General features: G+C 44.5%; 11 protein-coding genes and 4 tRNA genes. 9 read left to right on the forward strand and 6 right to left on the reverse strand.

The window, feature by feature from the left end; translation table 11 throughout:
- Nucleotides 1–120: 120 nt before the first annotated feature.
- From kdsA to hemA, 6 genes are all read right to left on the reverse strand, one after another.
- Nucleotides 121–975 carry a 3-deoxy-8-phosphooctulonate synthase gene (gene kdsA, locus AB4167_RS02320; RefSeq protein WP_017069619.1) on the reverse strand — a complete coding sequence of 285 codons (855 nt, stop codon included), beginning with the start codon at nucleotides 973–975 and terminating at the stop codon, nucleotides 121–123.
- Between the two features lie 22 nt (nucleotides 976–997).
- A complete protein-coding gene (locus AB4167_RS02325; RefSeq protein ID WP_017062315.1) occupies nucleotides 998–1,807 on the reverse strand; it encodes a SirB1 family protein in 810 nt (269 codons plus the stop codon).
- A gap of 27 nt (nucleotides 1,808–1,834) precedes the next feature.
- Nucleotides 1,835–2,218, reverse strand: coding sequence for a SirB2 family protein (locus tag AB4167_RS02330; protein WP_009848726.1), 384 nt, complete (start codon nucleotides 2,216–2,218; stop codon nucleotides 1,835–1,837).
- Between the two features lie 194 nt (nucleotides 2,219–2,412).
- Nucleotides 2,413–3,273, reverse strand: a complete 861-nt coding sequence (gene prmC / locus AB4167_RS02335) for a peptide chain release factor N(5)-glutamine methyltransferase (protein WP_372136070.1) — start codon at nucleotides 3,271–3,273, stop codon at nucleotides 2,413–2,415.
- 5 nt (nucleotides 3,274–3,278) lie between these two features.
- A complete protein-coding gene (prfA, locus tag AB4167_RS02340; protein WP_017062313.1) occupies nucleotides 3,279–4,367 on the reverse strand; it encodes a peptide chain release factor 1 in 1,089 nt (362 codons plus the stop codon).
- A 28-nt stretch (nucleotides 4,368–4,395) separates the two neighbouring features.
- Nucleotides 4,396–5,655, reverse strand: coding sequence for a glutamyl-tRNA reductase (gene hemA / locus AB4167_RS02345; RefSeq protein WP_372136071.1), 1,260 nt, complete (start codon nucleotides 5,653–5,655; stop codon nucleotides 4,396–4,398).
- Nucleotides 5,656–5,815: 160 nt separating this feature from the next.
- Between hemA and lolB the strand changes: the two genes are divergently transcribed.
- The 9 genes from lolB to AB4167_RS02390 all read left to right on the forward strand — a co-directional run bounded on the left by lolB (nucleotide 5,816) and on the right by AB4167_RS02390 (nucleotide 10,987).
- Nucleotides 5,816–6,463: a lipoprotein insertase outer membrane protein LolB gene (lolB, locus tag AB4167_RS02350; protein WP_372136072.1), complete on the forward strand. Its 648-nt coding sequence runs from the start codon at nucleotides 5,816–5,818 to the stop codon at nucleotides 6,461–6,463.
- Entirely contained in the window at nucleotides 6,460–7,335 is an 876-nt protein-coding gene (gene ispE, locus AB4167_RS02355; protein WP_372136073.1) for a 4-(cytidine 5'-diphospho)-2-C-methyl-D-erythritol kinase, read from the forward strand. The genes lolB and ispE overlap by 4 nt, the downstream gene beginning before the upstream one ends.
- 27 nt (nucleotides 7,336–7,362) lie before the next feature.
- On the forward strand, nucleotides 7,363–8,307 hold the full coding sequence (locus AB4167_RS02360; RefSeq protein ID WP_004739814.1) for a ribose-phosphate pyrophosphokinase: 945 nt from the start codon (nucleotides 7,363–7,365) through the stop codon (nucleotides 8,305–8,307).
- Nucleotides 8,308–8,530: 223 nt separating this feature from the next.
- On the forward strand, nucleotides 8,531–9,121 hold the full coding sequence (pth, locus tag AB4167_RS02365; RefSeq protein WP_004739815.1) for an aminoacyl-tRNA hydrolase: 591 nt from the start codon (nucleotides 8,531–8,533) through the stop codon (nucleotides 9,119–9,121).
- Nucleotides 9,122–9,131: 10 nt separating this feature from the next.
- A complete protein-coding gene (gene ychF / locus AB4167_RS02370; RefSeq protein ID WP_010439159.1) occupies nucleotides 9,132–10,223 on the forward strand; it encodes a redox-regulated ATPase YchF in 1,092 nt (363 codons plus the stop codon).
- 280 nt (nucleotides 10,224–10,503) lie between these two features.
- A tRNA-Met gene (locus AB4167_RS02375) sits at nucleotides 10,504–10,580 on the forward strand.
- A 65-nt stretch (nucleotides 10,581–10,645) separates the two neighbouring features.
- Nucleotides 10,646–10,730 (forward strand) — tRNA-Leu (locus AB4167_RS02380).
- A gap of 28 nt (nucleotides 10,731–10,758) precedes the next feature.
- Nucleotides 10,759–10,833 (forward strand) — tRNA-Gln (locus AB4167_RS02385).
- A 77-nt stretch (nucleotides 10,834–10,910) separates the two neighbouring features.
- A tRNA-Met gene (locus tag AB4167_RS02390) sits at nucleotides 10,911–10,987 on the forward strand.
- Nucleotides 10,988–11,038 lie beyond the last annotated feature (51 nt).

The raw sequence follows: 11,038 nt of genomic DNA on the forward strand, positions 1-11,038 counted from the left end.
TAAATGAACGGTTTATGTTCGGCTGATTTTACGAGATAAAAAAAAGCCCAATTCAGAGAACTGGGCTTTCTTAGATCAACTTTGTTAAATAACGTTTCCGTTACTTCACATCCATCTCAATTATTTAATATCAATATGCTCAAAGCCTTTGATAAGGTCATCAAGTGCTTTCATCTGCTTCAAGAACGGCTCTAGTTTGTCTAGAGGTAGCGCAGATGGGCCATCACAACGAGCTTGGTCTGGGTTTGGGTGAGCTTCAATGAACAGACCCGCAATACCCGTAGCAAGACCCGCTTTAGCAAGTTCAACCGTTTGCTCACGACGACCGCCAGATGCAGCACCTGATGGGTCACGCATTTGTAGAGAGTGCGTCACGTCGAAGATGATTGGGCTACCGTTTGAAGACTTCTTCATTACGCCAAAGCCAAGCATATCCACAACAAGGTTATCGTAACCCATGCAAGCGCCACGCTCACAAAGGATGATGTTGTCATTACCGCACTCAGCGAACTTATCAACGATGTTGCCAACTTGATTCGGGCTCATGAACTGAGGCTTCTTCACGTTGATTACCGCGCCAGTCTTAGCCATTGCTTCAACAAGATCAGTTTGACGAGCTAGGAATGCAGGTAGTTGGATTACATCAACCACATCCGCAACAGGCTGAGCTTGAGCTTCTGTGTGGATATCAGTAATGATCTTCACGCCGAAAGTATCTTTCAGCTCTTGGAAGATTTTAAGACCTTCTTCCATTCCTGGACCACGGTATGAATGAACTGAGCTGCGGTTCGCTTTATCAAAAGACGCCTTAAATACGTAAGGGATGCCTAGCTTTTCGGTTACTTTTACATAGTGCTCACAGATCTGCATAGCAAGATCGCGAGATTCAAGAACGTTCATGCCTGCAAATAGCGTAAATGGCTTGTCGTTTGCAATTGGCATATCGCCAATGTGAACTGTTTTTTGTTCCATCATATTCTCTCTAAGTAATTATTAATTAGTGAACGACCACTGTCTTTTCGTTCATGACGTTCACTTGAGATTTCAGTAACTCAGATGCAGGGTCATCTGGGCATTGGTCGATAAAATATTGATAATCGGTTGCGGCTACTTGGTGACAGTCTAGCTGCTGATAGATAAAACCGCGGTCACGGATTTCATATGGGTCATCAGGTACAAACGTCAAAGCAAGGTCAGTACACTTCAATGCAAGCGTATAACGCTCTTCTCGCAGCAGTGCACTCTTGAGCAGGGCTAACCACTTACCAATAATTGTTGGGTGGTCGGCGACTTCTAGGTGCTCAGGTTTCACCTTAGCTAATGGGCCGTCATGTCCAATTAACCATGCTCGCAGCGTTTGTTCGCCAACGTACTCACCGTTATAAGGGTTAATGTAGGCCGCAGCTTGCCCGTACCAACTTACTTTAAGTAAGAATTGAGTCGGAAAAGAGACGCCCTCTACAGGAAAGCCTAGCTTGCGACCTAGAAAAAGAAAGATCGCCCCCAGACTCACTGGAATGCCTTTCTTTCTCTCAAGCACTTTATCGATGAACGCGTTTTCCGAAGAGAAATACGCATCTTTATCGCCAGCAAAGCCCCATTCATAAAAGAATAGTCGAATAAAAAATTCAAACTTCTGCTGTTCATCGGTTTCATTAACCAAAGCAAACTCGGCGTCTTTTAACAATCTCGCCAGCTCTTGCTCTGCCCAACTGTCTTGAGTTTCTGGGTTAATCGCTTTATTTAAGATCAATGCACCTTCAGCTAATTCTAGCTGGTCAAAGTCTTCATCAAAAAATTCGTACATAGATAGTTAACCGAAATAAGGAGATAATTAACCGAAAAATGTTGGTGTCTTGGTCATTGCGATTTTGCCTGCCATCGCTAACCAGCCTAGCGCACCAAAGAAAGAGAATACTCTCAGTAGCTTGTTTTTACCTAGCTTAAGCGCAAAGAAACCTAATGCGATGTAAGCCATAACACAAGTTAGTTTTTCGGTTAACCATGGTGCTGCTGGTGTAAATGGAATAAAGCCAGTGATGAAAATCAAACCAATACCCGATAGCAATAGCAACGAGTCATTGATATGAGGGAAACGCTGCAAGAAAGGATGCTTAAGCTTAGGTGAGTTAGCCATCATAAGAGCGAAACGAATCGAGAGAAGTAGCGCACTTATAGCAATAGTTAATAGGTGAAAATGTTTTAGACCTTCGTACATGGTATTCCTTTATATTTTTATATGTGCTTTCGTTAACACGAGCCTCACAATACCCGTTAATGCTCTGTAGTTCTGCATAAAATCTCTGTATTTCTGCGTTAAATGCATTATCGGGTTAAATGTATTGTCGAGTTAAAGGTATCAATTTAGCAAGTTCATCATCCATTGCTCACAAGACGATTAACAATCACTAACTATGAACAGTAACGACCCAATGTCACTCGGTCATTACCACCGTAATCTTTCTCTGTGACAACATCGAGATAACCGAGCGCCTGCATAATCTCACGAACTGCCAAACCTTGGTCATAGCCGTGTTCAAATGCTAACCAACCTTCATTTTCCAAAAAGCCACGTGCGTTTTCAGAAATGTATCGAATATCTGCAAGCCCTTTCTCTTCAGCAACCAGTGCTGTGATCGGCTCAAAACGCACATCGCCTTGAGACAAATGAGGATCATTCTTCTCAATGTATGGCGGGTTAGAAACAATCAGAGAGAATTTCACAACGCCTTCAGAGCTCAAAGGCTCAAACCAACTACCATGCAAAAAAATCGCATTGGTGATGTTGAGACGCTGTGCATTCTCTGTCGCAAGCTGCTGCGCTTCAGGGCGAAGATCAATACCCGTCACCTGTCGATTCGGCATCTCAGACGCCAATGCTAACGCGATAGCACCTGTACCTGTCCCTAAATCGAGAATCGCGCCTTGCTTGCCAAAGGTTTTATCCAACGCTACTTCAACCAAACGCTCGGTATCTGGGCGTGGGATTAATGTAGAAGGGGAAACTTTTAACGGCAGTGACCAAAACTCACGCTCACCGATAATGTAAGCCACAGGCTCACCGGTTAAGCGACGTTTTAGAAGGGCATTGAATTCAGACTCTTGCTCAGAGGTGAGATGCTTCTCAGGCCAAGTCAGTAGGTAAGATCTTGGTTTATCTAAGGCGTGACAAAGCAGTACCGCGGCATCAATAGAGGGTGATGTGTTATCACCCTCTTGAAGCTTTACGATTGCTGCTTTTAAAGCACTTTCAACCGTATATGCTGACTGCATACTGGTTAGTTGTTCTCTGCAAGTGCAGCAAGCTGATCGGCTTGGTGCTCTTGAAGTACAGGATCAAGCAAGCTTTGCATGTCACCTTCAAGTACTTCGTTAAGACGGTAAATTGTAAGGTTGATACGGTGATCCGAAACACGGCCTTGTGGGTAGTTGTACGTACGAATACGGTCACTACGGTCACCCGAACCTAGTAGGTTACGACGTGTATCAGAAACCGCTGCCGCGCGGCGCTCTTCTTCTGCTTGAACAATACGAGCAGCAAGAACAGCCATCGCTTTCGCTTTGTTTTTATGCTGAGAACGCTCGTCCTGACACTCTACTACTGTACCCGTTGGTAAGTGAGTAATACGGATTGCTGAATCCGTGGTGTTAACGTGCTGACCACCCGCGCCTGATGCACGGAAAGTATCAATTTTAAGGTCGCCCGCTTTGATTTCTGGAAGATCCGCTTCTGGGATCTCAGGCATAACCGCAACCGTACATGCTGACGTGTGAACACGGCCTTGAGATTCGGTTTCAGGTACACGTTGTACACGGTGACCGCCTGACTCAAACTTCATGGTGCCGTAAACAGCGTCGCCACTAACCTTAGCGATCATCTCTTTGTAGCCGCCTTGCTCAGAAGCATTGCTGCTCATGATTTCAACACGCCAACCTTTCTTCTCAGCAAACTTAGAGTACATACGGAACAGGTTGCCCGCGAAGATACCTGCTTCATCACCACCCGCACCTGCGCGGATTTCTAGGAAACAGTTACGCTCATCGTTTGGATCTTTTGGAATAAGAAGAATCTGTAGCTCATCAGTCAGACGCTCAATTGCTGCTTTCGCATCTTTGATTTCATCTTGAGCCATTTCACGCATTTCTGCGTCGTCTTCGTTTGCCATCTCTTCAGCAGCTTCTAGATCTTCTTTCGCTTGCTGGTATGACTGGAAGCAAGCTGTCACTTCTTCAAGTTGAGAGTATTCTTTCGAAAGTGCACGGAATTTGTCTTGATTCCCGATTACATCTGGATCACCAAGTAGATGTTGAACTTCTTCATAGCGTTCAACAAGTGTTTCAAGCTTTACTAGAATCGAGGCTTTCATAATGTCTTATCTTGTTGGAGGTCTAATATTATTGAGGGTTTTCTAAGCCCAAACTCTGTCTAATGACCATTAATTTTGCAGGTTCTCCTTGCTCAGCTGCACTTTGAAGTGCGCGCGTTGGAGCATGGATCAATTTGTTTGTGAGCTTATTGCTGAGCTCGAGTAAAACTTTTTCAGGGTCACCGCCAGCGGCAAGCGATTGTAAACTTTTACTTAATAATTCTTCGCGGATTTCGTTAGCCGATTTACGGTAATCTCGAATACTGTCTACCGCTTGTAAAGAGCGCATCCAACTCATGAACGCGGCACTTTCTTCACTGACGATCGCTTCAGCTTGAATCGCTTCAACTTTACGTTGTTCGATATTGCCATCAACAATCGACTGCAAATCATCAACCGAATAAAGGTAGGCATCATTTAGATCACCAACCTGCGATTCCACATCACGTGGAACCGCAATATCAACCAGCAACATAGGTTGATGTTTTCTTGTTTTCAGTGCAGTTTCCACCATGCCTTTACCAATGATAGGTAACGGACTTGCGGTTGAGCTGATCACGATATCTGCTCGATGCAGATGATCAGGGATCTCATTAAGGCTGATCACTTCAGCACCAAACTCGTGAGCTAGCCCTAAGGCACGCTCACGAGTTCGGTTAGCCACAATCATCTTGGTGCAGCCATTTGCTGAAAGATGCTTAGCCACCAACTCAATGGTTTCACCTGCACCCACCAATAACACGGTTGAATCGGCAATCGACTCAAAAATGTGCTTGGCTAACGTACAAGCTGCGTAAGCCACCGAAACCGCGCTTCCGCCAATCTCCGTTTCAGTTCGAACACGCTTCGCGACAGAGAATGATTTCTGGAACAGCTTTTCCATTGAAGCATCAACAGATTTGTTCTCTCGCGAGTCTGTATAAGCTTGCTTCACCTGACCTAAGATCTGTGGTTCACCCAATACCAAAGAGTCCAAGCCACAAGCTACGCGCATTAAATGTTTAATCGCCGCCTGCTCTTCATGGACATAAATGCTCGGTTTTAGCTCTTCAGGGCTCACTTGATGGAAAACGGACAACCAATCGATGAGCTTGTTTTTTGCCACGCCTTTGACGTCACAATACAATTCAGTTCGATTACAGGTAGAAAGTATGACACTTCCATTTACGTGTGCATTTGCGTTAAGTTGCTTGAGTGCCTCAGATAATTTATCTGGACCAAAAGCGACTTTTTCTCGCAATTCAACCGACGCTGTATTGTGATTGATACCTACGGCAAGCAAAGACATGTATCAGAAGTTCTCGATCAGGGAATGGAAACAAGGGGCGAATTTTACTTGATGCATGGCTCTATTTAAAGAGCAAGCGGGATTTGTTTTCCTGACTTCGTGAATTCAATGCTATAGTTGAAGCGTTTTTTAGATAAATTTGAACAAGTTGTGAGCAAATATGAGCAAACTTCTCAAAATCACGTCTCTTATTTTTATGGCCATAATTATGGTGGGTTGCTCGTCTATCCCAGAACAACCAACCAGCGTTGAATGGCAAAGTCATCAAGATCGGCTTTTACAGATAGAAAACTATCAAGCCTCAGGCAAGCTCGCTTACATTTCCCCAGAGCAACGCCAAAGCCTGAATTTCATTTGGAAGCATTCACCAAATCAAAGTCAATTAAGGCTTACGACTTTTCTCGGTCAAACGGCATTGAACCTAACCATAGATCCATCGGGTGCAAAAGTCGTGACCTATGATGACCAAGTATTTACTCATGCGAGTGCTTCAGTCTTGGTTGAGCAGCTGACAGGCTTACAGATCCCTATTGATCATCTACCACAATGGTTCCTTGGCATTCCAGACCAAGCCGATAGCTACCAATTGAACACCACCAACACGCTTGAATCTCTCACCAAACAAGTCAGCAACCAACTATGGACACTGAGTTTTGCTAACTATCGCAATACAGAGATGCCGAATAAGCAACTATCGGATGAAGACAACACTAAGGTAGAGACAATCCCACTCCCTACTCGATTGTCATTTAAGCAAGACGATAACAAAATCAACATTGTAGTTTCGAAGTGGACACTGAAAAAATGATAACAACGCCAACCCATTGGCCTTCTCCGGCTAAACTGAATTTATTTCTCTACATCACAGGTCGACGTGACAATGGCTATCACGAACTTCAAACCTTATTTCAGTTTGTCGATTTTGGTGATGAACTGACGGTTACCGTAAACTCAGAAACTAGCTCGGTAACAATCACACCAGCAATTCCTGGGGTAGCACTTGAAGACAACCTGATCTGGAAAGCCGCTACTGCGCTACAGCAATATACCTCAACCTCTTTCGGTGCCGATATTGAACTCAAGAAAGTACTGCCAATGGGTGGCGGTATTGGCGGAGGCTCTTCAAATGCAGCAACCGTATTGGTCGCTCTGAATTATTTATGGCAACTCAACCTGTCAGACGATCAACTCGCCGAGATCGGTTTGAAGCTTGGTGCTGACGTTCCTGTCTTCGTTCGTGGCCACGCCGCCTTTGCTGAAGGGGTTGGAGAACAGCTACAGCCCGCTAATCCGGATGAAAAATGGTACCTTGTGGTTAAGCCTCAAGTGAGCATAGCAACTGTAGACATATTCACACATTCAGAATTAACTCGAAACACGCCAAAGCGAGCGCTAGCAACGCTTCTAGAGCAAGAATACGTAAACGATTGCGAAAAAATTGTGCGAATGCTGTACCCAGAGGTTGATAAGCAACTTTCATGGCTGCTACAATACGCGCCGTCGAGATTGACTGGCACAGGTTCGTGCGTTTTTGCTGAATTTAACAGCAAAAAAGAAGCCGAATTGGTGCGAGAACAACTGCCTGACACAGTTTCCGCTTTCGTAGCGAAAGGAAGAAATATTTCTCCTTTAAAAGAAACTCTGGCTGAATACCACTCAGCCCACCCACAATCTATTTAAAACTGGACGCAACCCGAGGTTTCCACCGTGCCTGATATGAAGCTATTTGCTGGTAACGCAACACCTGAACTAGCCCAACGTATTGCTGATCGTCTATACATCTCTCTTGGCGATGCTACTGTAGACCGTTTTTCTGATGGCGAAGTCGCTGTTCAAATCAATGAAAACGTTCGTGGTAGCGATGTATTCCTGATTCAATCAACTTGTGCACCAACCAATGACAACCTAATGGAATTGGTGGTAATGATTGACGCAATGCGCCGTGCTTCAGCTGGCCGTATTACTGCTGTAATCCCTTACTTCGGTTATGCCCGTCAAGATCGTCGTGTACGTTCTGCTCGTGTGCCAATTACTGCAAAAGTTGTTGCAGATTTCCTTTCTAACGTTGGCGTTGACCGCGTTCTTACTATCGACCTACACGCAGAGCAAATCCAAGGCTTCTTCGATGTACCTGTTGATAACATCTTCGGCACTCCAGTTCTTCTAGAAGACATGGCGAACCGTGGCTTAGAAAACCCAGTTGTGGTTTCTCCAGACCTTGGTGGTGTTGTACGTGCTCGTGCTACTGCTAAAGCGCTAGGTGATGTTGACATCGCTATCGTTGATAAGCGTCGTCCACGTGCTAACGTTTCTGAAGTAATGAACCTAATCGGTGATGTTGAAGGCCGTGACTGTGTGATCGTTGATGACATGATCGATACGGGTGGCACACTATGTAAAGCAGCTGAAGCGCTAAAAGAGCGCGGTGCTAAGCGTGTATTCGCTTACGCAACTCACGCTGTTTTCTCTGGTACTGCTGCGAACAACATCAAGAACTCTGTTCTAGACCAAGTTATCGTAACGGATTCTATCTCTCTATCTCCAGAGATGGCTGCGACGGGTAAAGTGACAACACTTAGCCTTTCTCGCATGCTTGCTGAAGCGATTCGTCGTATCAGCAACGAAGAATCAATCTCAGCGATGTTCAACTAATCAAAGCCCAATAGCTTTTTTTACAAAAGCTTGGTTTTAGAAACACGCGAGAGAAAGATATTAAGCACTTCTGTCAATGAAGTGCTTTTTTTATGTCTGAGTAATATTGCACTGCTAGTTATCACAAACAGGAATAATCGCGCAGCTATCAGCTAGCTCGCACCTTTTTCATAAACTGTGATATCATACGGCGCTTTTTGAAATCCCAAGAGAGATCCATACCTTGAGCCAACAAATAAAACTTCTCGTTGGACTGGCTAATCCAGGTCCAGAATACGCCAAAACTCGCCACAACGCGGGCGCTTGGGTAGTTGAAGAATTAGCGCGTGTACATAACGTGACACTAAAGAACGAACCAAAGTTCTTTGGCCTAACGGGTCGTATCATGGTTCACGGTGAAGATCTTCGTTTGCTGATCCCAACGACTTTTATGAACTTGTCAGGCAAAGCAGTTGCAGCCTTAGCAAAGTTCTACCAAATTAAACCAGAAGAGATCATGGTCGCTCACGATGAGTTAGATCTGCCTCCTGGTATTGGAAAGTTTAAAAAAGGTGGTGGTCATGGCGGACATAATGGTCTGAAAGACATCATCAGCAAGCAGGGTAACAATAAAGAATTCTATCGTCTTAGATTAGGCATCGGCCATCCAGGACACAAAGATAAAGTTGCAGGTTATGTATTAGGCAAAGCTCCTCAAAAAGAGCAAGAGTGTATCGAGGCCGTCGTTGACGAATCGGTTCGCAGCCTAGACATCTTATTAAAAGATGGCCTACCAAAAGCACAAAATCGCTTACATACGTTCAAAGCAGAATAAGGTTTATATCATGGGTTTTAAATGTGGCATCGTTGGTCTACCAAACGTTGGTAAGTCAACTCTGTTTAACGCACTGACTAAAGCAGGCATCGAAGCAGCAAACTTTCCATTTTGTACGATCGAACCAAACACAGGTATCGTTCCGGTTCCAGATCTACGCTTAGATGCATTAGCAAAAATTGTTAATCCACAGAAGATCCTTCCAACGACAATGGAATTCGTAGATATCGCGGGCCTAGTTGCTGGCGCATCTAAAGGTGAAGGTCTTGGTAACAAATTCCTAGCTAACATCCGTGAAACTGACGCTATCGGTCACGTTGTACGCTGCTTTGAAAATGAAAACATTGTTCACGTTGCTGGCAAAGTATCTCCAATTGAAGATATCGAAGTGATCAACCTAGAACTTGCGCTGGCTGACTTAGACAGCTGTGAGCGTGCAATTCAACGTAACGCGAAGAAAGCGAAAGGCGGCGACAAAGACGCTAAATTCGAAATCACTGTACTAGAAAAGCTACTTCCAGTTCTAACTGAAGGTGGTATGGCACGTACTGTTGAACTTGGCAAAGAAGAAGCGGCAGCAATCGGCTACCTAAACTTCCTAACGCTTAAGCCAACAATGTACATCGCAAACGTTGCAGAAGATGGTTTTGAAAATAACCCATACCTAGACGCTGTTCGTGAATACGCAGAAAACGAAAACAACGTTGTTGTTGCTGTTTGTGCAGCAATCGAATCAGAGCTTTCTGAGCTTGATGACGAAGATCGCGAAGAGTTCCTTGCGGATATGGGTATCGAAGAACCAGGTCTTAACCGAGTGATCCGCTCTGGTTACGAACTACTGACTCTTCAGACTTACTTCACAGCTGGTGTTAAAGAAGTTCGTGCTTGGACAATCCCTGTAGGTGCAACTGCGCCACAAGCAGCGGGTAAGATCCACACAGACTTCGAGAAAGGTTTCATCCGTGCTGAAGTTGTTGGATTCGATCACTTCATCGAATTTAACGGTGAGAGCGGTGCGAAAGACGCAGGTAAATGGCGCCTTGAAGGTAAAGAATACATCGTTAAAGATGGTGACGTTGTTCACTTCCGCTTCAATGTATAATTCTGATTAAACATCTAGAAAAAAGGCCAGTGAATTCACTGGCCTTTTTGTTTTTCCCCTTTCTAAATTGTCCCTCACCAGAAACTTAACTTCCTATATATATCGCCTTTTAGACCTGTTTTTTGTCGACAAATACGCCTCTTTGCCTAAAAAGAAACCGAACAGATGTTTATTCGCGATTTATTCAAAAAAAAAGTTGACGGGTTTCACTCAACTCCGCATAATGCGCCCCGTTCACAGCGAAGCGGCAACGTTTCGAAATGAGCAACAATATGGAAATGGCTACTTAGCTCAGTTGGTTAGAGCACATCACTCATAATGATGGGGTCGCAGGTTCAAATCCCGCAGTAGCCACCATTTCCTAAGCACTCTATTTGATATTAAAGTTTGTCTTTAGTAACAAAGAGTTTTTAGGAAATAACGCGGTCGTGGCGGAATTGGTAGACGCACCAGATTTAGGTTCTGGCGCCGAGAGGTGTGAGAGTTCAAGTCTCTCCGACCGCACCATATTGAGATGTCTTTGAGATATCATTGTTGGGCTATCGCCAAGCGGTAAGGCACCGGCTTTTGATGCCGGCATTCCCTGGTTCGAATCCAGGTAGCCCAGCCACTATTTAAAGTGTAATTATCTTTAAAAAGATAATGGCATTGAAAGCAAGATTATATTATATTGTCTCGCTCTCAGATGGCTACTTAGCTCAGTTGGTTAGAGCACATCACTCATAATGATGGGGTCGCAGGTTCAAATCCCGCAGTAGCCACCATTCTTTCTTCGAGAAAGAAAAGACAACGTTGTATTGAATCACCAATATTCA

Source organism: Vibrio sp. 10N.286.49.E11 (assembly GCF_041469505.1).
GTDB classification, from domain to species: Bacteria; Pseudomonadota; Gammaproteobacteria; order Enterobacterales; family Vibrionaceae; genus Vibrio; species Vibrio crassostreae_C.